The following is a 24,176-nucleotide window of genomic DNA, read 5'->3' as shown; positions in this document are numbered from 1 at the left end:
AAAGAGAAGGTACCTCATTACGAGGTACCTCTTCTTATTTTAAAATATTTGCAATATATGTTTGAAGTTCTTCTACTTTTACTTCTTCAGACTCACCTGTAGCACGTACTTTCACTTCTACAATACCTTCGTCTGCTTTTTTACCAACTGTAACACGAACTGGAAGACCGAATAAATCTGCATCTGCAAATTTAACACCTGCACGTTCTGCACGATCGTCTAATAACACTTCATAGCCTTGTTCTTGTAATGAGTTGTAGATATTTTCACCCATTTCACGTTGTGCATCCGATTTCATATTTACTGGAATTACATGCACATGGAACGGTGCTACAGCTTTTGGCCAAACTAAGCCGTTCTCATCGTTAAACTGCTCTGCAATTGCTGCCACTGTACGAGACACACCAATGCCGTAACAACCCATAATAAGTGGTTGTGTTTTTCCGTTTTCATCTAGGAATGTTGCGTTCATTGCTTCACTATAACGAGTTCCTAATTTGAATACATGACCAACTTCAATTCCGCGTGCAAAAAGAATTGTTCCGTTTCCATCTGGAGATTGGTCTCCTTCTTGAATAAAGCGTAAATCTGTATATTGACTTACTTTAAAGTCACGTTCTGGATTTACATTTACATAATGGAATCCTTCTTCATTCGCTCCTGAACATCCGTTAACAATTGATGCTACAGCATGATCAGCAATAATTTCGATATCACCTGTTACATTAATCGGTCCTAATGAACCAACTTCACAATTTAATAATGCTTTTACTTCTTCATGAGAAGCAAGCTCAACAACTGAAGCGCCGTATACATTTTTCACTTTCACATCGTTTACTTCGTGATCACCACGAACAAGTACAACTACTAATTTCTCATCTACTTTAAATACCATAGACTTAATGCACTTGTCAGCTGCAATGTTTAAGAATGCAGATACTTCTTCAATTGCTTTTTGGTCTGGTGTTGCTACTTTTTCAAGTGCTTTTTCTGCTTCGTCACTCTTCGTATACGTAGCTACAACAGGAGCCATTTCGATGTTTGCTGCATAATCAGATGTGTCAGAGTATGCAATTGTATCTTCACCAACATCAGATAATACCATAAATTCATGTGTATCTTTTCCGCCCATTGCTCCAGAATCAGCAATAACTGCACGGTAATTCAAGCCACAACGAGCAAAAATGTTAGAGTATGCTTTGTATAATCGATCGTATACTTCATCTAAACTCTCTTGTGTAGCATGGAAAGAGTATGCATCTTTCATTAGAAACTCTCTTCCACGTAATAAGCCGAAACGAGGTCTTTGCTCATCACGGAATTTTGTTTGAATTTGGTATAATGTTAACGGTAATTTTTTATATGATTTCACTTCATCACGCACAAGGTCCGTAATTACTTCCTCATGTGTCGCTCCTAATGCGAATTCACGAGCGTTACGATCTTTCATACGCATTAATTCAGATCCGTAAGAATACCAGCGACCTGATTCTTGCCATAATTCTGCAGCTTGCATAGCTGGCATTAATAATTCTACAGCACCTGCGCGCTCCATTTCTTCTCGAACGATACGTTCTACTTTGTGTAATACTTTTAATCCAAATGGTAGAAAGCTATAAATACCAGAAGCATTTTGACGCATAAAACCTGCACGAAGTAATAGCTGATGACTCTTAATTTCAGCATCAGCTGGAACTTCACGTAATGTAGGACTGAATACCATACTTTGTTTCATTTATTTGCACCTCTTCATTTTACTCTTACACGCAGTAAAACCCCTCACCTCGAGTTAGGTGAGGGATTTTATTCTACGAGCTCTATTTCATTATAAGTTTCACTTTATTTTACAAGAAAAACTTACGAATGTCATTCCAAGTTACAACTAACATAAGTAACATTAATAATGCAAAACCAATAAAGTGAACCATTCCTTCTTTTTGGCGATCAATTGGTTTCCCTCGTAACGCTTCAATTAAGAAGAAGAATAAACGGCCACCATCTAAAGCAGGAACTGGTAATAAATTAAATAAACCAAGATTAATGCTTAGAACTGCAGCTAAACTTAGTACACGCGTAAACCCATAATCTACAACTTGATCTGTTAGATTATAAATTCCTACTGGACCTGACAACTCATTAATAGAAAATTGACCAGTTACTAATTTAACAAGAGATTCAAAAATTAGTTTCGTCCATTGGTACGTTTGTTCAAATCCTGATTTAATAGAACCCATTACTGTTTTCTCTACAGGAGAATAAACACCGATTCTACCAACTTCGTCTTTTCCTTCTTTATCGAGCGTTGGCGTTACTTTCACATTAAACTGTTCATTATCACGCTTTACTTGTAACGTAATTTCTTTATTTGGGTTTTCACGTACAATATTAACAACATCTTTCCATGTACTTGTGTTTTTCCCATCAATAGCTTGAATTGTATCATTCTCTTTCAATCCAGCTTGCTGTGCTGCACTGTTATCCATCACTTTTCCGACCATTGGTTTGTCAATAGGAACCCCTTGTACAAACCCAAGAATCACAAAAATAACAAATGCTAAAATGAAGTTCATTGCAGGACCCGCAAAGATTGTTAAAGCGCGTTGCCCTAGTTTTTTCGAGCCAAATTGTCTATTATACGGAGCAATTTGAATTTCTTCCCCCGCAGTAATAATACGAGCCTTTTCATTCACTCGGAATGTTTGAAGCTCTTCCTCGTACTCTTCATAGCCCGAAATTGTTAAATTATGCTCCAAATCAGCTTGTTCGACTTCAATAACACGAACATTTGGATACTTTTCATATCCATCAAAAACTAATTTCACAACTTCATCTTTTTCATTTAATACAAGGCCAACCTTTTTCCCAGGCTTTAACTCAACTGTGTCCGCATCCTCGCCGGCCATTCTTACATAGCCACCAAGGGGCAGTAATCGAATCGTATACACCGTTTCATTCTTTTCAAATGAGAATATTTTCGGACCAAAACCAATCGCAAACTCGCGGCATAAAATACCTGCTCTTTTTGCGAAATATAGATGCCCTAGCTCATGGAAAAATACGAGTGCACCGAAAATTAATATAAAGGCAATCGCTGTATTCAATTCCATAACCACCTTTGCTAAATTTGTTCCATCACAAACCGTCTTGTGGCCGCATCAATTTCCAAAATTCCCTCTAAGCTCGGTCGTGCAATGACATTGTGATGGTTCATTGCTTTTTCAATGAGGTCTTCCACTGTTAAGAAACCAATTCTCTTTTGTAAAAAGGCTTCAACAGCTACTTCATTCGCTGCGTTCATTACAGCTGGCATACTTCCACCTGCTTTTCCAGCTTCATACGCAAAACGTAAACAACGGAATCGTTCTTGGTCCATTTTCTCAAAATGCAACGTCCCTATTTCCCATAAGTTTAACTGTTTTGTGTCTGAAAGAGGCAATCTATCAGGATATGTAAGTGCGTATTGAATTGGTACTCGCATATCAGGTGAACCAAGCTGCGCCATTACACTACGATCTTCAAATTCAACCATAGAATGGATAATACTTTCTTTATGTAAAACAACATCGATTTGCTCATAAGGGATACCAAAAAGCCAATGTGCTTCAATTACTTCTAGTCCCTTATTCATCATTGTAGCAGAATCAATTGTAATTTTCGAACCCATTGACCAGTTTGGATGTCGAAGCGCATCTTCTACGGTCACATGATGCAATTCATCCCTCGTTTTATCACGGAAACTTCCACCAGAAGCCGTTATAATAAGACGAGAAATTCTTTTTTCATTTTCACCATTCAAGCATTGAAAAATAGCCGAATGTTCACTGTCTACTGGAAGTAACGAAACATTATGTTTTCGTGCTGCTTCCATTACAAGATGTCCTGCAGTTACTAACGTTTCTTTATTTGCAATTCCAATTGTTTTTTTCGCCTCAATTGCACGAAGTGTTGGTAACAACCCTACGCTACCTACAACAGCATTTACTACAATCTCCGCATCTGGATGTAATGCTACTTCTAAAAGTCCTTCACTACCATATACAATTTTTGTATTACCAGAAACAGATTGTAATTTTAAAACATCTTCCTCTCTTTGCACAGAGACGATTTGCGGAGAAAATTCTTGAATTACCTTTACTGCGTAGTCAATATTTTTCCCTACAGAAAAAGCAACGAGACGGAATTGGTCTGGGTGCGAGCGTAATACATCTAAAGTTTGTGTACCAATTGATCCGCTTGCACCTAATAAACTAATGTTTTTCATGACTCCAACCCCTCGTTCATTTATTAATTGTATTGTAATAAGAAGTAGAGAATTGGTAAAACGAATAACCAACTATCTGTTCGGTCTAATATACCACCATGCCCAGGTAAAATTGTACCTGAATCCTTTACGCCATAATGACGTTTAAAAGCAGATTGTACTAAATCACCAATTTGTCCAAAAATAGAAATGATAATTGTCAGCACAATTAAAATTACTACATTCGATTCGACTAGGAAGAACACGTTGTAAACAAGTGCCACAATAATTCCACAAACGATGCCACCTAATGAACCTTCAATCGTTTTATTTGGACTAATTTCTGGCCACAATTTTCTCTTGCCTAATGCTTTTCCTACGAAATATGCGCCTGAATCAGTAGCCCATATAACAAATAATGCGCAAAATACATATTTAATTCCTAATATTCTCGTTTCATTTAAATATAAGAATCCCATTGCCACATATGTCGTTGCCATCAGTAAAAATGAAGCATTATCAAAAGTAAATGTATTCTTAGAAAGGACTGTATATGATAAAAGTAATAAAACAATCACAAATGTGATTTCCAATTTACCTAATCCAATCCATGTAAACAGTTCTGATGCACTACTTGGAATTAAAAGAATCCACAATAATACTGCAGCTAAAACTGTCGGTACTGAAATAAGCGTAAGCTTATTCATACGAATTAATTCATATAAACCTATAGAAGCAAGTGCATACACTAAAACCGTAAAAGGCACGCCACCGTATATTACGATGGGAATGAATAGCGCGGCAGCAACCACTCCAGTAATAATTCTCTGTTTCACTACCAAACCCTCTCTTTCTACACGCCTCCGAATCTGCGCCCTCTATGTTGAAAGTCAGTAATCGCATTTAGCAAATGTTCTTCTTTGAAGTCTGGCCAATACACGTCTGTAAACCAAAACTCCGAATATGCAATTTGCCATAACATGAAATTACTAATACGTAGCTCTCCGCTTGTTCGGATTAACAACTCTGGATCAGGTAAAGAACTCGTCATTAAGTAGGAGGAAAGCATTTCTTCACTTACCTCTTCAGAACGAATTTTTCCTTCCTCATTATCTTTCATCATATGTTGCACAGCAGAAACGATTTCATCTCGACTTCCATAGTTTAACGCGAAATTAAGAATTAATCCCGTATTCTCTTTCGTATCTTCCATGGCTTTCTCCATCGCTCTGCGTGTATGCGTAGGAAGACGATCTTTTTGCCCTATTACTCGGACTTGTACGTTTTCTTCAATCAATTCTGGTAAAAATGTACCTAGAAATTCTTCTGGAAGCTTCATTAAATAATCAACTTCCTTTTTCGGTCTTTTCCAGTTCTCAGTTGAAAAAGCATAGAGAGTTAACACTTTCACATTAAGTTTACTTGCAAATTTTGTAATTTTCTTTACAACTTGCATACCTTCATGATGTCCCGCAATGCGAGGCATTGCTCTCCTCTTTGCCCATCTTCCATTCCCATCCATAATGATGGCAATATGTTCTGGGATATATCCTTTTTTCACTTCTTCAACGAGATGATCAAACGATGTGTCCTTTTTACCTTTAAAAAAAGGAAAGTTTTTAAACATCATTCATACCCTCCAGCAAGCAGACGTATGCCTAAAAGTGTAAAAAGACCCCCTTAAGAAGAGGGTCATATTTGCGAAGTTATCGCTATTACACTTCCATGATTTCTTTTTCTTTGTTTTTTGCGATTTCGTCAACTTTTGCAATATATTTATCTGTTTCTTTTTGGATATCTTCAGTATATCCTCTTAAATCATCTTCTGTAATCTCGCCAGCTTTTTCAAGCTTCTTAAGATCATCATTTCCGTCACGACGTACGTTACGAACAGCAACTTTTGCTTCTTCAGCATATTTTTTCACAACTTTTACAAGATCACGACGACGCTCTTCTGTTAATGCAGGGAATGCAATACGAATTACAGTTCCATCATTAGAAGGGTTTAAGCCTAAATCTGCTTTTAAAATTGCTTTTTCAATATCACCGATAGAAGTTTTATCATAAGGTTGAATTACTAGTAAACGCGCTTCTGGAACTGTAATGTTCGCTAATTGCACAACTGGTGTTGGTGCACCATAGTAATCAACTTGTACCTTATCTAATACAGACGCGTTTGCACGGCCAGCACGAACTGTTGCTAATTCACGAGAATAAGCAGCAACTGCTTTTTCCATTTTTTCATTTGAAGACTTCAATACTTGTTGTCCCATATTTATTTCCCCCTTACCACTGTTCCGATATTTTCGCCTAAAACGGCACGTTTAATATTACCTTTTTCCATAACTGAGAATACAATTAATGGAATATCATTATCCATACATAGAGAAGAAGCTGTAGAATCCATTACACCTAAACCTTCTTTTAATACGTCTAAGTAAGTAAGCGTTTCGTATTTCGTAGCTGTTGGATCAATAGATGGATCTGCATTATATACACCATCTACATTGTTTTTCGCCATTAAAATTACATCTGCTTCAATTTCTGCCGCACGTAATGCTGCTGTTGTATCTGTAGAGAAGTATGGGTTACCTGTACCTGCTGCAAAGATAACAACACGTTTTTTCTCTAAGTGACGAACTGCTTTACGACGAATGTAAGGTTCTGCAACTTGACGCATCTCAATTGAAGTTTGTACACGAGTTTGAATTCCGATATTCTCCAAGCTATCTTGAAGAGCTAATGAATTCATAACTGTCGCTAACATGCCCATGTAATCTGCCCCTGCACGATCCATGCCCATTTCACTTCCAATTTTCCCACGCCAAATGTTACCGCCACCAACAACAACAGCAACCTCTACATCAAGTTCTGCAATTTCTTTTACTTGTTCCGCAACTGACTTAATAACAGTTGGGTTAATTCCAAATCCTTGCTCTCCAGCTAAAGCTTCTCCACTTAGCTTTAAAACGACACGATTATATTTCGGTTTACTCATAATGAACCTCCAATTGCTTACATCTTTATTTTAAAAAAGGGAACACAATGTGTTCCCTAATCTGTATTAGTTACTACCTTTTACTTGGTTCATTACTTCTTCAGCAAAGTTGTCTTCGCGTTTTTCGATACCTTCACCAACAGCGTAGCGAACGAATCCTTTTAATGTTCCGCCTTTAGACTCAACGAACTGACGAACTTTCATATCAGGGTTTTTAACGAATGCTTGGTCAAGTAAGCAAATCTCTTCGAAGAATTTGCCTAGACGGCCTTCAACCATTTTCGCAACGATTTTCTCAGGCTTGCCTTCGTTTAATGCTTGTTGTGTTAATACTTGACGCTCATGCTCAACTTCTTCAGCTGTTACAGCATCGCGGTCGATGTATTTAGGGTTAACTGCAGCGATGTGCATTGCAACATCTTTAGCAGCAGCTTCATCAGTAGAACCTTCAAGAACTGTTAATACACCAATGCGTCCACCCATGTGTAGGTAAGCGCCGAATGCATCTGCATCAGTTTTTGATACGATTTCGAAACGACGAAGTGTAAGTTTTTCACCAATTTTAGCGATTGCTTCGTTGATGTGCTCTTCAACTTTTTTACCGTTTTCCATTGTTTGAGCCATAGCTTCTTCAACGTTAGCTGGTTTGTTAGTTAATAAGTGAGCAGCTAATTCTTTAATTAGTGTTTGGAAACCTTCGTTTTTCGCAACGAAATCAGTTTCAGAGTTTAATTCTAAGATTAAAGCGTCGTTACCGTTTGTTTCGATGAAAGTTAAACCTTCAGCAGCAATGCGGTCTGCTTTTTTAGCAGCTTTCGCAATACCTTTTTCACGTAAGAAGTCAATTGCCTTCTCCATGTCGCCGTTAGTTTCTGTTAAAGCTTTTTTGCAGTCCATCATACCTGCGCCAGTTTTTTCACGTAATTCTTTTACCATTTGAGCAGTGATTGCCATACTTTTCATCCTCCTAAAATATGTATTTATACCTTTTATAAAGGTGTTTATACCTTAAAAAAGGTGATAAAAGGCCGAACCCCTTATCACCTTTCCAACTTTGTTACGCAGTAACAGTTTCTTCACCTTGTTTTGCTTCAAGGATCGCGTCTGCCATTTTAGATGTAAGAAGTTTTACAGCACGAATTGCATCATCGTTTGCTGGGATAACGTGATCGATTTCGTCTGGATCACAGTTTGTATCAACGATACCGATGATTGGAATGTGTAATTTGCGTGCTTCAGCAACTGCAATACGCTCTTTACGAGGGTCTACTACGAATAATGCACTTGGAAGACCTTTCATATCTTTAATACCGCCTAAGAATTTCTCAAGACGCTCTAACTCTTTTTTAAGTTGAACAACTTCTTTCTTAGGAAGTACTTCGAAAGTACCATCTTCTTGCATTCTTTCGATGTCTTTAAGACGCTTGATACGCTTTTGGATTGTTTGGAAGTTTGTTAAAGTTCCGCCTAACCAACGTTGGTTAACGAAGTACATACCAGCACGAGTTGCTTCTTCTTTAATAGCTTCTTGTGCTTGTTTTTTAGTACCTACGAATAAGATGTCTCCGCCTTCAGCAGCGATGTCGCGCATCGTTCTGTAAGCTTCCTCAACTTTTTTCACAGTTTTTTGTAAGTCGATGATGTAGATACCGTTACGCTCTGTGAAAATGTAACGCTTCATTTTTGGGTTCCAACGACGAGTTTGATGTCCGAAATGAACACCAGCTTCAAGCAATTGCTTCATAGAAATTACTGACATAATATAGTTCCTCCTAAATGGTTTTTGATATCCTCCGTTTACTTCATCTCTAAGCGAAACTACAAACGTAGCACCAACACTTAAATCAGTAAACGTGTGTACTTTGTACTGACACCACTGCTTACTATATCATACTGAAATATTTCAATCAAGTCGAAAATGCGAACAATGTAAAACTTTCTTTGTTCATACTCGAATTCTAGTATTACCAACCTTCATTTCTTTTAAGCAAAAAAGTAAATACAATTAATAGTTTTCCCAGAAAACACACTTATGACACTTTTCACAAGCATCATCTATCCATTGCACAAAAAAACTCTCCTCAATTGAGGAGAGTTTTTTATAAATTAGTTTGTTTTTAATTTAGCAAGTTCCTGTAGAAACTTGTCGTTTAGCACTTTAATGTATGTTCCTTTCATACCTAAAGAACGAGACTCAATAACACCAGCACTTTCTAATTTACGTAGTGCATTTACGATTACAGAGCGAGTAATTCCTACGCGATCAGCAATTTTACTTGCAACAAGTAAACCTTCTGTTCCATTTAACTCTTCGAAGATATGCTCAATTGCTTCTAACTCACTATAAGATAATGAGCTGATCGCCATTTGAACAACAGCTTTACTACGTGCTTCCTCTTCGATTTCTTCTGCTTTTTCACGTAAGATTTCCATACCTACAACAGTTGAGCTGTACTCAGCAAGGATTAAATCATCATCTAAGAACTCTTGACCAAGACGAGCTAATACTAATGTACCTAGACGCTCACCGCCACCAACGATTGGTACGATTGTAGTTAAACCTTGACCAAATAATTCTCTGTTTTCTACTGGGAATGCTGTGTAAGCACTGTTCACATCTAAGTTTGAAGATGTTTCTGTAATGTTGAATAAGCTTTGTGTATATTCTTCTGGGAATTGACGTTCTGCAAGCATTTGCTTCATGCGTTCGTTTTCGATTTGTTGGTGAATTGCATAACCTAGTAATTTACCACGACGGCTAACTACGAATACGTTTGCTTCGATTACTTCACACATTGTGTCAGACATTTCTCTAAAGTTTACAGGCTTCCCTGCTGCGCTCTGTAATAACGCATTTAATTTTCTCGTTTTTGCTAATAATTCCATTTCAAAAGTTCCTCCTACATGTTACTCACATATTTTTTCATCACTTGGAAACTAGGGCGAGTCACCTGATGACACTATTACAAAATAAACTGGCTCACATCTTTATTTTTAGCAATTGTTGCTAATTTCTCCTCAACGTATTGAGGTGTTATCGTTATTTTCTCTAACGTAATTTCAGATGCTTCAAACGATAAATCTTCAAGGAGCTTCTCCATAATCGTATGAAGTCTTCTTGCTCCAATATTATCTGTATCCTGATTAACTTGATAAGCAATCTCAGCAATCTTACGAATAGCTTCGTCTGAAAATTCAATTTCTATACCTTCAGTCGCTAATAATGCCATATATTGTTTAATTAACGCATTGTCAGGCTCGATTAATATTTTAACAAAATCGTCTGTCGATAATTTTGTTAATTCTACTCGAATCGGAAATCTCCCTTGCAATTCCGGAATTAAATCCGACGGTTTAGACATATGGAACGCTCCAGCTGCAACGAATAAAATATAATCCGTTTTTACTGATCCGTATTTTGTCGCAACATTCGACCCTTCTACAATTGGCAGAATGTCACGTTGCACACCTTCACGTGATACATCTACGCTATTCGACTGCTTACCAGCAATTTTGTCAATTTCATCGATAAAAATAATCCCGAGCTGTTCAGCACGATAAACAGCCTCTTGTGTAACTTCATCCATATCAATTAAGCGCTGTGCCTCTTCATTTGTCAAGAGTTTTCTTGCTTCTTTTACAGAAAGTTTACGTTTTTTCGTTTTTTTCGGCATAAAACTTCCTAGCGCATCTTGGAAATTCATTCCCATTTGTTCCATGCCAGTTCCTTGTAACATATCAAACATGGAAGACTGTTGTTCAGTCACTTCAATCGATACAATTTCTTCTTCAAGAAGCCCTGCAGCAAGCTTTCTCTCCACATCTTGACGTTTCTTTTCGATTTCAACATCTTCTTGTGTATCAGACGTTTGATTCGAATTTTGAGCGCCTCCAAAAAGCATCTCTAATGGATTTTTGAATCCAGATTGCTTCTCCGGACTCGGCACTAAAATTTCAACAAGACGTTGATTCGCTTGCTCTTCTGCTTTATCTTGAACTTTCACTACCATTTCTTCTTTTACGATACGAACCGATGTTTCCACCAAGTCACGTACCATCGACTCTACATCTCTACCCACATATCCAACTTCTGTGAATTTTGTAGCCTCAACCTTAATAAAAGGTGCTCCAACGAGTTTCGCCATTCGTCGTGCTACCTCTGTTTTCCCAACACCTGTCGGTCCAATCATTAAAATATTTTTAGGTGCAATTTCGTCACGTAAATTTTCAGCTAATTTACTGCGGCGATATCGATTTCTCAACGCTACAGCAACCGCTTTCTTTGCGTCTTTTTGACCGATGATGTATTGATCTAATTTTTCCACAATTTGGCGCGGAGTAAAATGTAAATGCATATAAAATGCCTCCCTTACGATTCTACAATTCTTCAACAATTATGTTGTGATTCGTATAAACACAAATATCGCCAGCAATCTCTAAACTCGCTTTCGCAATTTGCTTCGCTGTTAAGTGTTCACTTGCATATTGCTTTAAAGCACGACCTGCAGAAAGTGCATAATTCCCACCAGATCCAATTGCTAAAATACCATCATCCGGTTCAATCACTTCTCCTGTACCTGAAACAAGGAGCATAGTTGTTTTATCCATGACAATGAGCATCGCTTCTAGCTGACGTAACATTTTATCGCCACGCCATTGTTTTGCCATTTCAACAGCAGCACGCTGCAAGTTGCCATTATACTCTTCTAATTTCCCTTCAAACATTTCAAAAAGAGTAAATGCGTCAGCAACTGATCCTGCGAAACCAGCTAAAACTTTACCTTGGAAAAGTTTACGAACTTTACGAGCTGTATGTTTCATTACAACAGCATTTCCCATTGTCACTTGGCCATCTCCAGCCATTGCACATTCTCCATTATGATGAACTGCAAATATCGTTGTAGCGTGGAAATTTCCCATAGAAAAAACTCCTTTATTTGTTTTTATAGCTTTTAAAGCAATTTATGCCCGCGGGTGATGCTTCATGTAAACAGAACGCAATCTTTCTTTAGAGACATGCGTATAAATTTGTGTCGTCGACAAATTTTCATGGCCTAATAGCTCCTGTACAGTACGTAAATCCGCCCCTTCATCTAGCATATGTGTAGCAAATGTATGCCTTAACATATGGGGACTTATCCGCATTGTCAGCGAAGCCTTTTTAATGAGTTCATTTAAAACATAACGAACCCCACGACTTGTTAGCGGTGTACCTTTCGCATTTAAAAATACCATATGAGAATCTTCGTCAGTCTTATTAACTAACTGTTTTCTCCCATTCTCTATATAAGTAATTAAAGAATCTTGCGCATAGCTTCCGAACGGAATATACCTTTGTTTTTTTCCTTTTCCCATTACTAAAATTGTTCCCACCGCAAAGTCAATATCGGTAAGTTGTAAATTGACACATTCACTCACACGGATCCCAGTCGCATACATCAACTCTAATAAAGCTTGATTCCTTTGACCTAATGGCGTTTCCGTGTCAGAAACTTCAAATAATTCCTCTAACTCTTCAGCATATAAAAACTTTGGGATTGACAATTCTTTTTTGGGGAGTGACGCAAGTGCAAACGGATTATCCTTTCGATAACCTTCACGCATCAAAAAACGATATAAACTTCGTAAGCTTGATACTTTTCTTGCGACAGATTTACGGGCTAACTTTTCATCGTGCAACGTCGTTAAGTACAAACGAACATCCGCGTATGTAACGTCTAAAAAAGAGGATATGCCTTCTCGTTCCATAAATTGCACAAAATGTTCTAAATCATTTTGATAACTTGCAATTGTATATTTTGAATAATTTCTTTCAATTTGTAAATATCCAACGAATAATTGTAACAATTTCTTCACATTCACACAACTCACCTCAATAAAGGCTACTAAATCGTATCACAACTTAGTAGCCTTTGCAAGAAATTTAACTAAATATTTACAAAATTTCGAATCGTTTCTAAAGCGCGTGCTGCGTACGCTTCATTTCGTTCTGCTTTCTTTTTAATCTTCTTCTCTAACGGTGCAAATAGACCGAAGTTCGCATTCATCGGCTGGAAGTTTTTAGCGTTCGTTGCCGTAATGTAATTTGCCATGCTACCCATCGCAGTTACTGGCGGTAATACAACTGGCTCTTCACCTTGCACAAGACGCGCAGCATTAATTCCTGCTAATAATCCTGATGCTGCTGATTCAACATATCCCTCTACTCCAGTCATTTGACCAGCGAAGAATAAATCATCACGTTGTTTATATTGATATGTTGGACGAAGCAAATTAGGTGAATTAATAAACGTATTACGATGCATTACACCATAACGTACAATCTCTGCATTTTCCAATCCCGGAATTAACTGTAGCACTTCTTTTTGCGGTCCCCACTTTAAATGAGTTTGGAAACCTACGATATTGTATAAAGTTCCCGCTGCATCATCTTGACGTAACTGAACAACAGCATATGGCGTTTTCCCTGTTTTTGGATCTTCCAATCCAACAGGTTTCATAGGTCCAAATACTAACGTCTGTCTCCCTCTACTTGCCATAACTTCTACTGGCATACAACCTTCAAAGAAAATTTCTTTTTCAAACTCTTTTAAAGGCACTGTCTCAGCAGCAATTAGAGCCTCATAAAAACGATCAAACTCTTCTTCTGTCATTGGGCAATTTAAATATGCAGCTTCACCTTTGTCATAACGCGATTTTAAATACACTTTATTCATATCAATGCTGTCTTTTTCTACGATTGGGGCTGCAGCATCATAGAAGTAGAAATAATCTTCTCCTGTTAATTCTTTCAATTTTGCAGAAAGATCAGGAGATGTTAATGGACCTGTAGCAATAATTGTCGGTCCCTCTGGAATATCTGTAATTTCTTCATTCATTACAATTACATTTGGATGGTTCTTTACGTATTCTGTTACTTTAGCTGCGAACTCATGACGATCTACAGCTAAAGCACCTCCAGCTGGTACAGAGCACTCATCCGCCGCACGAATAATTACAGAATCCATTAAGCGCATTTCCTCTTTAATAACTCCAACTGCATTTGTTAAAGTGTTTGCACGAAGTGAGTTACTACATACTAATTCAGCGAATTTATCTGTGTGATGAGCTGGCGTTTGCCTTACCGGTCTCATTTCATATAATCTAACTTGGACACCACGTTTTGCAATTTGGTAAGCTGCTTCACTTCCTGCAAGACCTGCGCCAATGACGTTTACTACTTGTGTTGTCATTTATATCACCTTTCCTTTTCTTCCCGAAAAAAATGTGAGCAGTTACGCTCACATTTGTTGTTCTTCTTCATAATCGCACGAAATACATTGTACTTGCACGCCTTTTTTCAACTTTTTCTCTACAAGCATGCCTTCGCACTTCGGACACTTACGACCAATTGGCTTATCCCAAGATACAAAGTCGCATTCCGGATACGTACCGCACCCATAGAAAAGACGTTTCTTTTTATTACTACGGCGTTCAATAATTTGACCCTTATCACACTTTGGACAAGTAACACCGATTTCTTTCACAATCGGCTTTGTATTACGACAATCTGGGAAATTCGAGCAAGCCATAAATTTCCCGTATTTACCCATTTTAAAGACCATTGGGTGATTACATAATTCACAATCTTCCCCAGCTGGTTCATCTTTAATTTCCACTTCACGCATTTCTTTTTCCGCTTTTTCTAAACGCGGTTCAAAACCTACGTAGAAATCATCAACAATTTTTACCCAATTCGCATTTCCTTCTTCTACTTCATCAAGGCTTTGCTCCATATTGGCAGTAAATTCAATGTTAATAATTTCTGGGAAAAACTCTAAAATAAGTTCAATTACTATTTCACCAAGTTCAGTCGGAACGAAGCGTTTATTATCCAAACCTACATACCCACGCTTTTGAATTGTTTCAAGTGTAGGTACATATGTTGACGGTCTTCCAATTCCAAGTTCTTCAAGTGTTCTTACTAGGCGAGCCTCTGTATAGCGCGGAGGAGGTTGTGTAAAATGTTGCTTTGGTTCTAAATCCTTTGAAAATACAGTTTCCCCTACTTCTAAAGGTGGCAACATCTTATCCTTTTCTTCAGCACCATCATCTTTTGACTCTACATACACTTTCATAAATCCTGGGAACTTTACAACCGATCCACTTGCACGGAACTGAACATTGTTATTAATGAGTCTCGCTGTCACAGTATCCATTATAGCAGACGCCATTTGACTTGCAACAAATCGCTCCCAAATCAATTTATATAATCGAAGTTGATCACGACCTAAGAAACTTTTTAGTTCCTCTGGCTTTCTCATTACTGAAGTAGGACGAATTGCCTCATGCGCATCTTGTGCATTTGACTTTTTCGTTTCTTTCTTCTTTTCTGTTCCTATGTATTCCGTACCATACGCTTCAGTGATGTAAGTACGAGCCTCTGTTTGAGCTGTTTCTGAGATACGTGTTGAATCAGTTCTCATATACGTAATAAGACCTACAGTTCCTTGTTTTCCAAGATCTATCCCTTCATACAATTGCTGTGCAAGCATCATTGTTTTCTTTGCTCGCATGTTTAACTTACGTGCTGCTTCTTGTTGCAAGGAAGATGTTGTAAACGGTAATGCAGGATTACGTTTTCGCTCTTTGCGCGTTACATTTTCAACTGAAAACGCATTGTCTTTCATCTGTTCAATTATTTCATTCACTTGCGTTTCATTTGTTAATTGAACTTTTTCACCATCTACACCGTAAAAGCTTGCTTCAAATTTGTCTTTTCCTTTTACAAATTCTGTTTTAATTGTCCAGAATTCTTCAGGTTCAAAGTTTTGAATTTCCCTTTCACGCTCGATGATTAAACGAACTGCTACAGATTGTACACGTCCTGCACTTAATCCTTTTTTTACTTTCTTCCATAATAAAGGACTAATATTGTAACCAACAAGACGATCAAGTATACGTCTTGCTTGTTGTGCATCCACTAAATCCATATTAATTGCACGAGGATGTTTAAATGATTCTTTGATTGCATCTTTCGTAATCTCATTAAACACAACCCGACAATCTGATTCAACGTCCACATTTAACGTATTCGCTAAATGCCAAGCAATCGCTTCCCCTTCACGGTCTGGATCGGCCGCGAGATAGACTTTCTTTGCTTTTTTCGCCGCTGATTTTAAATCTTTTAAGACGGGACCTTTACCACGAATGGTAATATACTTCGGGGTGAAGTTGTTCTTTACTTCTATCCCCATTTGACTTTTTGGCAAATCGCGAACATGTCCCATAGACGCGACAACTTTGTATTTTTTTCCTAAATATTTCTCAATGGTCTTCGCCTTAGAAGGCGACTCCACGATTACGAGGTAATCTGACATGCTAGTGCCTCCTTAAGAGGTGGATTCAAGTCTTCATTAATCTTATTGATTTCTCTTGTTTTTGTCAATCAAGAATGAATATACCATACAGTGCCAATCTACCATTTGTCAATAATTGTTTAATAAAAACATAAAAATATAAGGTTAATTTAAAATCTCTTCCAAGATATCTTCTGCATTTCTTACTAGTTTTGCTCCTTGCTGAATAAGATGATTCGTTCCCGATGCCCCCTCTACAAATATAGGTCCAGGAAGCGCAAACACCTCTCTATTTTGCTCTAACGCAAGGTCTGCAGTAATAAGTGTTCCACTTCTCGATTTCGCTTCTACAACTAAAACACCTTTACTTATACCACTAATAATCCGGTTCCTTTTTGGAAAATACCATTTTTTCGGTGCATAGTGCGGCGGATACTCTGTCAATAACAATATATATTCCTTCCACATTTCATATAAATGTCTATTTTCTTTCGGATACATAAAAGACAATCCATGCCCTAATATCGCAATAGTCGGGCAATGATGCCTTACTGTAATCTCATGAGACATTGTATCTATCCCTTTTGCAAACCCACTGACAATAAGCCACTCTCTTTCTAATAAAGGGTGTAAAATAAACTTCAAACTCTCATGACCATATAATGATGGTTCTCTCGTTCCAACAACTGCTAATTTATTTACTTTATTCAGGAAATCTTTCTCTCCTTTTCCATATAAAACGAAGGGAGGGTCTTGTATTTCACGTAATAATTGCGGATAATCTTCATCCCATATCGTTATATAAAAAATACGATTTCTCTCTAAATAAGATATATATTGCGGAAGATTTGAACTTTGAAGAAATTTTACTAGTTCTGAAGATTTTTTCGAGGATATTCCAGTGTAGTGTTCCATTTGTTTTTCGTTAAAATTATATATGTTCTTTAATTCTGGATCGACATATAGTAGCCTCTCCATCGCTTTCCAATAATCTGCTAGCAAGTAATGAAGATGTAATAATCTCTCTCTTTTCATCTTAATTCTCCTTACCCATAATTTTTATTATGTAAACAGAAAAAAGTGTAAAAAGACACCCTCAAGTAAGAAGGTGTCTTTCAACAGATTAATAGTTTTTACAAGTCTCAAATAAACCTTTTTCTTTTAAAACAGAGATTAGCGTTTCTCCCATAACTGCTGGAGTTTCAGCTACTTTAATGCCACAAGCTTCCATTGTTTTAATCTTTTCAGCAGCAGTTCCTTTACCGCCAGAAATGATTGCACCAGCATGGCCCATACGTTTGCCAGCAGGCGCTGTTTGACCACCAATGAAGCCTACAACAGGTTTTGTCATATTAGCTTTTACCCATTCAGCTGCCTCTTCTTCTGCTGTACCGCCGATTTCACCAATCATAATTACAGCATGTGTTTCTTCATCTTCATTAAATGCTTTTAACGCATCAATAAAGTCTGTACCGTTAACAGGGTCTCCGCCGATACCTACAGCAGTAGATTGGCCAATACCTTCTTGTGTTAACTGATGTACAGCTTCATAAGTTAATGTACCAGAGCGAGATACGATACCAACATGACCTTTTTTATGAATATATCCTGGCATAATACCAATCTTACATTCATCTGGTGTGATTACACCTGGGCAGTTTGGTCCAAGTAAACGTGTATGTTTACCCGCCATATATCTCTTTACGTTTACCATATCTAATACAGGAATCCCTTCAGTAATACATACTACTAAATCAATTTCTGCATCAACAGCTTCCATAATTGCATCTGCCGCAAAAGCGGGTGGAACGTATACAACTGAAGCGTTTGCGCCTGTTGCTTTCACTGCATCTTCTACTGTATCAAATACTGGTACACCTTCAATATCAGTGCCGCCCTTACCTGGTGTTACACCACCGACAATTTTCGTACCGTATTCAATCATTTGTTTTGTATGGAATAAACCTTGAGAACCTGTAATACCTTGAACAATAACTTTTGTATCTTTATTAACTAATACGCTCATTTTTCTCCCCCGCTTTCTATTAGCCCACTAGTGAAACAATTTTTTGTGCACCGTCTGCCATAGATTCTGCTGCAACAATATTTAAGCCAGACTCATTTAAAATTTTCTTACCTAGTTCTACGTTTGTACCTTCAAGACGTACAACTAAAGGTAACTCAAGACCTACTTGTTTCGTTGCTTCAATAACACCTTCTGCAATAACATCACACTTCATAATGCCACCAAAAATGTTAACGAAGATACCTTTTACATTTTTGTCAGAAAGGATAATTTTGAATGCTTCTGTAACTTTTTCTGCAGTTGCACCGCCACCAACATCTAAGAAGTTAGCTGGGTCACCGTGGTAATGTTTAATGATATCCATTGTAGCCATCGCTAAACCTGCACCATTAACCATACAACCGATATTTCCATCTAAAGGAATGTAGTTTAAGTCGTATTTTGAAGCTTCAATTTCTTTTGAATCCTCTTCATCAAGATCACGAAGCTCTAAAATGTCTTTATGGCGATATAACGCATTAGAATCAAAGTTTAATTTTGCATCTAATGCCATAACTTTACCTTCACCTGTTGTAACAAGTGGATTAATCTCAGCGATAGAGCAATCTTTTTCGATAAACGCACGATATAAGCCCATCATAAACTTCACAGCTTGTCCTACAAGCTCTTTTGGAATATTGATGTTAAATGCAATTCGGCGCGCTTGGAAACCTTGTAAGCCTACTGCTGGATCAATATATTCTTTAAAGATTTTTTCAGGTGTTTTTTCTGCTACTTCTTCAATTTCTGTTCCGCCTTCTTCAGACGCCATTAAAACAACTTGAGAAGTTGCACGATCTAAAACTAGACCTACATAATATTCTTTTTTAATATCGCAACCTTCTTCGATAAGTAAGCGTTTTACTTCCTTACCTTCAGGACCTGTTTGATGTGTCACAAGTGTAGTTCCTAAAATGCTTTCTGCATATGTACGAACTTCATCTAAATTTTTTGCAACTTTTACTCCGCCAGCTTTGCCGCGTCCACCAGCGTGAATTTGTGCTTTCACTACACATACATCTGTTCCTAATTCTTTCGCTGCTTCTACAGCTTCTTCTACTGTAAACGCAACCTTCCCGTTCGGAACGCTAACCCCATAGCTTCTAAGGACTGCCTTACCTTGGTACTCATGGATATTCATGGTCCCATCCTCCCCTGTTTTCCTGTTTTACTCGAAAAGTTTTTTAATGTTTAAAAAACATTACATTGCCATTGTATAAGATGATTGGCACGCTGTCTACAATAAAGTGTCAGAAAACTGAAATCGCTTTATTCTTTTTCAAAAATAGTAATGTTTATATCTCAAAATAAAAAAATAAGCTGTATATTTACAGCTTATTTTTGAATCATATCTTTAATTGGCGCGAATGACTTTCGGTGTTCATCTAATACTCCATGCACTTCAATTGCCTCTAAATGTTGCTTTGTGCCATAACCCATATGTTGCTCAAATCCATATTGAGGATACTTCTCTCCCAGTTCTTTCATCATACGATCTCTCGTTACTTTTGCGATAATGGATGCGGCTGAAATCGAAACACTTTTCGCATCACCTTTAATAATTGATGTTTGCGGAATTGGTGTAGGAAGCTTCATCGCATCAATTAATAAATGTTGGGGTGTACAAGATAAATTTGCAACTGCATCTAACATCGCTTGTTTCGTTGCTTGGTAAATATTAATGTCATCAATAACTTGCGGTGATACAATTCCTACTCCAATTGCAATTGCTTGTACTTTTATTTCATCATAAAAACGCTCACGTTTCGCTTCACTCAACTTTTTCGAGTCATTTAACCCTGGAATATAAAAATCCTCAGGAAGAACGACAGCTGCCGTCACAACAGGCCCAGCCAACGGACCGCGCCCTACTTCATCAATACCCGCGATATATGTGACCCCTTTTTCACGCAAAGCATTTTCATACTTGGACATTTCAAAAAACTTCTCTTTTTCTTTCTGTTCTAACTCTTTTTGTTTATACCACTTCAAAACGAGCTTTTGAACACCTTTTCGCTCATCTTTCATTAATAGTTGAAAGCGATCATCTTCTTCATTCATAATTTCTTTCAATACATTTTCCGCTTCTTTTATCGTCATAGTTTGCATTTATACAAGCTCCTTTTTAAACATATCCAAAAAGAAAAGACGCACAAACGCACGTCTTATACTTCTTCTATTTTTTCCACATCTTCCACTTGCTCTCCAAACTCTTCCGGTGTTTCAAACGTCATTTTTCCAAGTTTGCCACCACGAAGCTCACGAAGCACAAGCTCAGATGTCTTATCATAATCAATCATTCCGCCGCCCATTAAGCAACCTCTATTTTTTCCAATTGCATCGAATAATTCCACAATATCTTCTGGAATCTCATTTAAATTATAGCGTTCTTTCAAGCGTTCTGGATAATGTTTCTCCATAAAACGTAATGCGTAAACAGCTACATCTTGTAAATTTAAAATTGAATCTTTAATTGCACCCGTTGTCGCTAAACGAAGACCCACTAATTGATCTTCAAATTTAGGCCACAGAATACCTGGTGTATCTAACAATTCCATTTCCTTCCCAACTTTAATCCATTGTTGAGCTGTTGTCACACCTGGACGATCTCCTGTTTTAGCAATATTTTTCTTTGCCAATTTATTAATCAATGTAGATTTACCAACATTTGGTATACCTACAATTAATGCACGAATCGCTCTCGGTCTAATACCTTTTGCAACCATTTTATCAAATTTTTCTTTAACAAGCACTTTACAAGCTGCTGCAATTTCCTTCATACCTTGTCCAGCTTGCGCGTTAATCGAAATTGCCATATGGCCGTTTTCTTTAAAATATGCGATCCATTGTTTTGTTAAACGATCATCCGCCATATCCGCTTTATTTAAAACAACAAGCCTTGGCTTATGTGTAATGATTTCATCAATCATTGGGTTTCGAGATGATAATGGTAATCGAGCATCTACAAGTTCAATTACAACATCAATTAATTTTAATTTCTCCGTTACTTGGCGTCTAGCCTTCGCCATATGCCCTGGAAACCATTGAATTACCATGTTGCCACCTTCTTTTTCATTTATTTCACAATACGTGCGTCTTCTAACGGCCAATATAACATATTAGCTTTACCAATTACTTGATCCATTGAAATCGTACCGATTGAACGGCTATCTTTACTAAAACGACGATTATCACCTAAAACAAATAATTGATCTTTTGGAACGGTTTTCTTGCCTGTCATTTCTTCAAGATTAAAATCATATGTAAGCGGTCCGTCAGCAATTTGCTTTTTCTGCTTGTCTAAATACGGCTCCTCATAAGCTTTTCCGTTAACATACAGTTTATCATTACGATACTCTATTTCATCGCCTGGCAGGCCTATAATGCGCTTAATGTAATCTTTATCTTCTGTTGCTCGAAATACGATAATATCAAAGCGTTTTGGATCTCCAATGTGATAACCAATTTTATTCACAATCATTCGATCACGATCATGTAAAGTAGGTGCCATCGATACCCCGTCTACGAGAATTGGCGCAAAGAAAAACTGTCTAATAACACCAGCTAATACAACAGCAATCAAAATTGCTTTAATCCATTCCCAAAGTGAACTCTTCTCTTTTTTCATGCATTTCCCCTCCACGGTTATGTAAACTGCTCGTATTATACCAAAATTTCATATAGATTGGAAAAAGGGAGCTTGTGCATTTACAAGCTCCCATACATGTCTTATCGAATTTCTTTAATACGTGCTTTTTTACCGCGAAGGTTACGTAAGTAGTATAACTTAGCACGACGTACTTTACCACGGCGAAGTACTTCGATTTTCGCGATTCTTGGCGTGTGAACTGGGAATGTACGCTCAACACCTACACCGTAAGAAATCTTACGAACTGTGAATGTTTCACTGATTCCGCCACCACGACGTTTAATTACAACACCTTCGAAAAGCTGAATTCTTTCACGAGTTCCCTCAACAACTTTTACGTGTACACGTAAAGTGTCACCAGGACGGAATGAAGGAAGGTCAGTTTTTAATTGGCCTTTTGTAATTTCTGCGATTAATTGTTGCATATTAAATTCTCTCCTTTAAACAGATGCTCTTATAAAGTCTTAATAAATTACAGCGGAACATCGTTAATACGGCTACTGATTTCAGTAGCACAAATGTTATAATAGCATATTACTAGGCCTGTTGCAATAGCAAATATATGAAGTTATTACTGCTCTCGCTTTATTTCCTCAAGCCATTTTTTCTCTTGTTTAGATAACTCTCTCTCATCTAATAAATCAGGTCTACGCGTATACGTTCGGCGCAAAGATTCCTTATGTCGCCATTCATCAATATTTTTATGATTCCCTGACATTAATACATCCGGTACCTTCATACCACGAAAATCAGCCGGACGTGTATAATGAGGATGCTCTAATAAACCTGTACTAAACGAATCCTCTACTTGTGAAGCATGATTTCCTAACACACCTGGCAAGAGACGTACCACACTATCAGTAATAACCATAGAGGCTAATTCGCCGCCCGTTAATACATAGTCACCAATAGAAATCTCATCCGTTACGAGATGCTCACGAATTCGTTCGTCATATCCTTCATAATGCCCACATACGAAGATTAAATGTTCTTCCCCTGCAAGCTCTTCCGCTTTCTTCTGCGTAAACCTTTCGCCCTGCGGACACATTAAGACAACTCTCGGCTTACGCTCTGTTTCTTTCGTCAAATCTTCTACAGCATCAAAAATAGGCTGAGGAGTAAGCACCATACCAGCTCCTCCGCCGTAAGGATAATCGTCTACGCTATTATGCTTACTTGTTGTATAATCACGAAAGTTAACAACACGAAGGTTTACCGCTTCTTTTTCTTGCGCCTTCTTTAATATAGAAGATCCAAATACACCGGTAAACATGTCTGGGAACAACGTTAAAATATCAATTTTCATTATAGCAGCCCTTCCATTACATGAATGGTTACTAATTTATTTTCAATATTAACTTGAAGTACAACGTCATCGATATAAGGAATTAAGAGATCTTGACCCTTCGGGCGTTTAATTACCCAAACATCGTTTGCACCAGGAGATAGAATCTCTTTGATTGTCCCTAGCGCTTCTCCTTCTTCCGTTACAACACTGCAACCAATAATTTCATGATAGTAGTATTCACCTTCAGCAAGTTCACCTAACTGCTCTTCTGGTACTTTTATTAAAGAACCTTTAAACTTCTCTACTTCATCTACATTGTTATATCCTTCAAATGTTAATAAATCGAATGTCTTATGTTGGCGATGAGAAGTTACCTTCACCGGAAGGTAGTCTGTGCCTTTCTCATTCGATATGTATAACGTGTTTCCTACTTTATATCGCTCTTCTGGAAAATCAGTACGAGAAATAACACGGATTTCTCCTCTTACGCCATGAGTATTTACAATTTTCCCTACGTTAAACCATTTTGTCATAAATAGTATGTCACCCCTGGTTTCTATATAAATTAAGCATCTCCATTTCACAGATGGAACATGCA

At 37.5% G+C, this 24,176-nt stretch carries 24 protein-coding genes; all 24 read right to left on the bottom strand.

The features are described from left to right. Positions 1 to 34: 34 nt before the first annotated feature. The 24 genes from ACS2QP_RS02945 to rimM all read right to left on the bottom strand — a co-directional run bounded on the left by ACS2QP_RS02945 (position 35) and on the right by rimM (position 24,111). Positions 35 to 1,735 carry a proline--tRNA ligase gene (locus tag ACS2QP_RS02945; protein ID WP_438882121.1) on the bottom strand — a complete coding sequence of 567 codons (1,701 nt, stop codon included), beginning with the start codon at positions 1,733 to 1,735 and terminating at the stop codon, positions 35 to 37. Positions 1,736 to 1,844: 109 nt separating this feature from the next. Beyond that, positions 1,845 to 3,101, bottom strand: coding sequence for an RIP metalloprotease RseP (gene rseP / locus ACS2QP_RS02940; protein ID WP_065222972.1), 1,257 nt, complete (start codon positions 3,099 to 3,101; stop codon positions 1,845 to 1,847). 17 nt (positions 3,102 to 3,118) lie between these two features. Further along, the gene (gene dxr, locus ACS2QP_RS02935) at positions 3,119 to 4,261 is read right to left on the bottom strand and encodes a 1-deoxy-D-xylulose-5-phosphate reductoisomerase (RefSeq protein WP_265994792.1); all 1,143 of its coding nucleotides are present in this window, start codon (positions 4,259 to 4,261) and stop codon (positions 3,119 to 3,121) included. Positions 4,262 to 4,284: 23 nt separating this feature from the next. After that, positions 4,285 to 5,076 carry a phosphatidate cytidylyltransferase gene (cdsA, locus tag ACS2QP_RS02930; RefSeq protein ID WP_438882120.1) on the bottom strand — a complete coding sequence of 264 codons (792 nt, stop codon included), beginning with the start codon at positions 5,074 to 5,076 and terminating at the stop codon, positions 4,285 to 4,287. 17 nt (positions 5,077 to 5,093) lie between these two features. After that, entirely contained in the window at positions 5,094 to 5,870 is a 777-nt protein-coding gene (gene uppS, locus ACS2QP_RS02925) for an isoprenyl transferase (protein ID WP_000971296.1), read from the bottom strand. Positions 5,871 to 5,955: 85 nt separating this feature from the next. Then, positions 5,956 to 6,513: a ribosome recycling factor gene (gene frr / locus ACS2QP_RS02920; RefSeq protein WP_000531501.1), complete on the bottom strand. Its 558-nt coding sequence runs from the start codon at positions 6,511 to 6,513 to the stop codon at positions 5,956 to 5,958. A 2-nt stretch (positions 6,514 to 6,515) separates the two neighbouring features. Then, positions 6,516 to 7,238: a UMP kinase gene (pyrH, locus tag ACS2QP_RS02915; RefSeq protein WP_000042668.1), complete on the bottom strand. Its 723-nt coding sequence runs from the start codon at positions 7,236 to 7,238 to the stop codon at positions 6,516 to 6,518. Between the two features lie 66 nt (positions 7,239 to 7,304). After that, a complete protein-coding gene (gene tsf, locus ACS2QP_RS02910) occupies positions 7,305 to 8,192 on the bottom strand; it encodes a translation elongation factor Ts (RefSeq protein ID WP_001018578.1) in 888 nt (295 codons plus the stop codon). Positions 8,193 to 8,295: 103 nt separating this feature from the next. Further along, a complete protein-coding gene (gene rpsB, locus ACS2QP_RS02905; RefSeq protein WP_000111485.1) occupies positions 8,296 to 8,997 on the bottom strand; it encodes a 30S ribosomal protein S2 in 702 nt (233 codons plus the stop codon). 347 nt (positions 8,998 to 9,344) lie between these two features. Beyond that, a complete protein-coding gene (codY, locus tag ACS2QP_RS02900; RefSeq protein WP_000421290.1) occupies positions 9,345 to 10,124 on the bottom strand; it encodes a GTP-sensing pleiotropic transcriptional regulator CodY in 780 nt (259 codons plus the stop codon). 77 nt (positions 10,125 to 10,201) lie between these two features. Further along, positions 10,202 to 11,593: an ATP-dependent protease ATPase subunit HslU gene (gene hslU / locus ACS2QP_RS02895; RefSeq protein WP_000550078.1), complete on the bottom strand. Its 1,392-nt coding sequence runs from the start codon at positions 11,591 to 11,593 to the stop codon at positions 10,202 to 10,204. Positions 11,594 to 11,615: 22 nt separating this feature from the next. After that, positions 11,616 to 12,158, bottom strand: a complete 543-nt coding sequence (hslV, locus tag ACS2QP_RS02890; protein WP_000526272.1) for an ATP-dependent protease proteolytic subunit HslV — start codon at positions 12,156 to 12,158, stop codon at positions 11,616 to 11,618. 42 nt (positions 12,159 to 12,200) lie between these two features. Then, positions 12,201 to 13,100 (bottom strand): tyrosine recombinase XerC, encoded by a 900-nt coding sequence (xerC, locus tag ACS2QP_RS02885; protein WP_001101243.1) that lies wholly within the window; start codon positions 13,098 to 13,100, stop codon positions 12,201 to 12,203. Positions 13,101 to 13,165: 65 nt separating this feature from the next. After that, on the bottom strand, positions 13,166 to 14,470 hold the full coding sequence (trmFO, locus tag ACS2QP_RS02880) for an FADH(2)-oxidizing methylenetetrahydrofolate--tRNA-(uracil(54)-C(5))-methyltransferase TrmFO (RefSeq protein ID WP_061457652.1): 1,305 nt from the start codon (positions 14,468 to 14,470) through the stop codon (positions 13,166 to 13,168). Positions 14,471 to 14,518: 48 nt separating this feature from the next. Beyond that, the gene (gene topA / locus ACS2QP_RS02875; protein ID WP_438882119.1) at positions 14,519 to 16,597 is read right to left on the bottom strand and encodes a type I DNA topoisomerase; all 2,079 of its coding nucleotides are present in this window, start codon (positions 16,595 to 16,597) and stop codon (positions 14,519 to 14,521) included. A gap of 144 nt (positions 16,598 to 16,741) precedes the next feature. Next, a complete protein-coding gene (gene dprA / locus ACS2QP_RS02870) occupies positions 16,742 to 17,611 on the bottom strand; it encodes a DNA-processing protein DprA (RefSeq protein WP_017672866.1) in 870 nt (289 codons plus the stop codon). An 88-nt stretch (positions 17,612 to 17,699) separates the two neighbouring features. After that, positions 17,700 to 18,602: a succinate--CoA ligase subunit alpha gene (gene sucD / locus ACS2QP_RS02865; protein ID WP_000115178.1), complete on the bottom strand. Its 903-nt coding sequence runs from the start codon at positions 18,600 to 18,602 to the stop codon at positions 17,700 to 17,702. A 19-nt stretch (positions 18,603 to 18,621) separates the two neighbouring features. Further along, positions 18,622 to 19,782 carry an ADP-forming succinate--CoA ligase subunit beta gene (sucC, locus tag ACS2QP_RS02860; protein WP_001020791.1) on the bottom strand — a complete coding sequence of 387 codons (1,161 nt, stop codon included), beginning with the start codon at positions 19,780 to 19,782 and terminating at the stop codon, positions 18,622 to 18,624. Positions 19,783 to 19,976: 194 nt separating this feature from the next. Further along, a complete protein-coding gene (locus ACS2QP_RS02855; RefSeq protein WP_061457655.1) occupies positions 19,977 to 20,750 on the bottom strand; it encodes a ribonuclease HII in 774 nt (257 codons plus the stop codon). A gap of 56 nt (positions 20,751 to 20,806) precedes the next feature. Beyond that, the gene (ylqF, locus tag ACS2QP_RS02850) at positions 20,807 to 21,697 is read right to left on the bottom strand and encodes a ribosome biogenesis GTPase YlqF (protein WP_017672865.1); all 891 of its coding nucleotides are present in this window, start codon (positions 21,695 to 21,697) and stop codon (positions 20,807 to 20,809) included. 20 nt (positions 21,698 to 21,717) lie between these two features. After that, positions 21,718 to 22,269 carry a signal peptidase I gene (gene lepB, locus ACS2QP_RS02845; protein WP_000711853.1) on the bottom strand — a complete coding sequence of 184 codons (552 nt, stop codon included), beginning with the start codon at positions 22,267 to 22,269 and terminating at the stop codon, positions 21,718 to 21,720. Positions 22,270 to 22,370: 101 nt separating this feature from the next. Continuing rightward, positions 22,371 to 22,715, bottom strand: a complete 345-nt coding sequence (gene rplS, locus ACS2QP_RS02840; RefSeq protein WP_001186516.1) for a 50S ribosomal protein L19 — start codon at positions 22,713 to 22,715, stop codon at positions 22,371 to 22,373. Between the two features lie 146 nt (positions 22,716 to 22,861). Further along, positions 22,862 to 23,596 carry a tRNA (guanosine(37)-N1)-methyltransferase TrmD gene (gene trmD, locus ACS2QP_RS02835; protein WP_000686903.1) on the bottom strand — a complete coding sequence of 245 codons (735 nt, stop codon included), beginning with the start codon at positions 23,594 to 23,596 and terminating at the stop codon, positions 22,862 to 22,864. Next, a complete protein-coding gene (rimM, locus tag ACS2QP_RS02830; RefSeq protein ID WP_000170278.1) occupies positions 23,596 to 24,111 on the bottom strand; it encodes a ribosome maturation factor RimM in 516 nt (171 codons plus the stop codon). The genes trmD and rimM overlap by 1 nt, the downstream gene beginning before the upstream one ends. Between the last annotated feature and the right edge of the window lie 65 nt (positions 24,112 to 24,176).

Source organism: Bacillus cereus group sp. Bce019 (assembly GCF_051781745.1).
In the GTDB taxonomy this organism is placed as follows: domain Bacteria; phylum Bacillota; class Bacilli; order Bacillales; family Bacillaceae_G; genus Bacillus_A; species Bacillus_A cereus.
The sequence above is the reverse complement of the archived record's forward strand: the minus strand, read 5'-3'. Positions and strand labels throughout refer to the sequence as shown.

Coding starts and splice junctions, on each gene's coding strand:
- ACS2QP_RS02945 (WP_438882121.1), bottom strand. CDS start 1,735: ATGAAACAAAGTATGGTATTCAGTCCTACATTACGTGAAGTTCCAGCT.
- dxr (WP_265994792.1), bottom strand. CDS start 4,261: ATGAAAAACATTAGTTTATTAGGTGCAAGCGGATCAATTGGTACACAA.
- uppS (WP_000971296.1), bottom strand. CDS start 5,870: ATGATGTTTAAAAACTTTCCTTTTTTTAAAGGTAAAAAGGACACATCG.
- frr (WP_000531501.1), bottom strand. CDS start 6,513: ATGGGACAACAAGTATTGAAGTCTTCAAATGAAAAAATGGAAAAAGCA.
- pyrH (WP_000042668.1), bottom strand. CDS start 7,238: ATGAGTAAACCGAAATATAATCGTGTCGTTTTAAAGCTAAGTGGAGAA.
- tsf (WP_001018578.1), bottom strand. CDS start 8,192: ATGGCAATCACTGCTCAAATGGTAAAAGAATTACGTGAAAAAACTGGC.
- rpsB (WP_000111485.1), bottom strand. CDS start 8,997: ATGTCAGTAATTTCTATGAAGCAATTGCTTGAAGCTGGTGTTCATTTC.
- codY (WP_000421290.1), bottom strand. CDS start 10,124: ATGGAATTATTAGCAAAAACGAGAAAATTAAATGCGTTATTACAGAGC.
- hslU (WP_000550078.1), bottom strand. CDS start 11,593: ATGCATTTACATTTTACTCCGCGCCAAATTGTGGAAAAATTAGATCAA.
- hslV (WP_000526272.1), bottom strand. CDS start 12,158: ATGGGAAATTTCCACGCTACAACGATATTTGCAGTTCATCATAATGGA.
- trmFO (WP_061457652.1), bottom strand. CDS start 14,470: ATGACAACACAAGTAGTAAACGTCATTGGCGCAGGTCTTGCAGGAAGT.
- topA (WP_438882119.1), bottom strand. CDS start 16,597: ATGTCAGATTACCTCGTAATCGTGGAGTCGCCTTCTAAGGCGAAGACC.
- dprA (WP_017672866.1), bottom strand. CDS start 17,611: ATGAAAAGAGAGAGATTATTACATCTTCATTACTTGCTAGCAGATTAT.
- sucD (WP_000115178.1), bottom strand. CDS start 18,602: ATGAGCGTATTAGTTAATAAAGATACAAAAGTTATTGTTCAAGGTATT.
- sucC (WP_001020791.1), bottom strand. CDS start 19,782: ATGAATATCCATGAGTACCAAGGTAAGGCAGTCCTTAGAAGCTATGGG.
- ACS2QP_RS02855 (WP_061457655.1), bottom strand. CDS start 20,750: ATGCAAACTATGACGATAAAAGAAGCGGAAAATGTATTGAAAGAAATT.
- ylqF (WP_017672865.1), bottom strand. CDS start 21,697: ATGGTAATTCAATGGTTTCCAGGGCATATGGCGAAGGCTAGACGCCAA.
- lepB (WP_000711853.1), bottom strand. CDS start 22,269: ATGAAAAAAGAGAAGAGTTCACTTTGGGAATGGATTAAAGCAATTTTG.
- rplS (WP_001186516.1), bottom strand. CDS start 22,715: ATGCAACAATTAATCGCAGAAATTACAAAAGGCCAATTAAAAACTGAC.
- trmD (WP_000686903.1), bottom strand. CDS start 23,596: ATGAAAATTGATATTTTAACGTTGTTCCCAGACATGTTTACCGGTGTA.
- rimM (WP_000170278.1), bottom strand. CDS start 24,111: ATGACAAAATGGTTTAACGTAGGGAAAATTGTAAATACTCATGGCGTA.